Source organism: Janthinobacterium sp. UMAB-60 (assembly GCF_900095235.1).
Taxonomy (GTDB): domain Bacteria; phylum Pseudomonadota; class Gammaproteobacteria; order Burkholderiales; family Burkholderiaceae_D; genus Janthinobacterium.
Genome location: NZ_LT607550.1, coordinates 1 through 204, shown reverse-complemented (window position 1 = coordinate 204; position 204 = coordinate 1). Strand labels below are relative to the sequence as shown.

1 tRNA gene is annotated in these 204 nt (G+C 55.9%); it reads right to left on the bottom strand.

Annotated features, from left to right (window positions below):
• Position 1: 1 nt before the first annotated feature.
• Positions 2–77: transfer RNA gene (locus K0F86_RS27260), tRNA-Glu, on the bottom strand.
• Between the last annotated feature and the right edge of the window lie 127 nt (positions 78–204).

Below are 204 nucleotides of genomic sequence, written 5' to 3'. Positions count from 1 at the left end.
CTGGCGTCCCCAAGGGGATTCGAACCCCTGTACTCACCGTGAAAGGGTGATGTCCTAGGCCTCTAGACGATGGGGACCGCGGAACTTCCAAACAACATCTGCACCACTTCAACGACTAACAAAACCTGACTGCGATTTTGCTGCTGGTGGAGGTAAGCGGGATCGAACCGCTGACCTCTTGCATGCCATGCAAGCGCTCTCCCA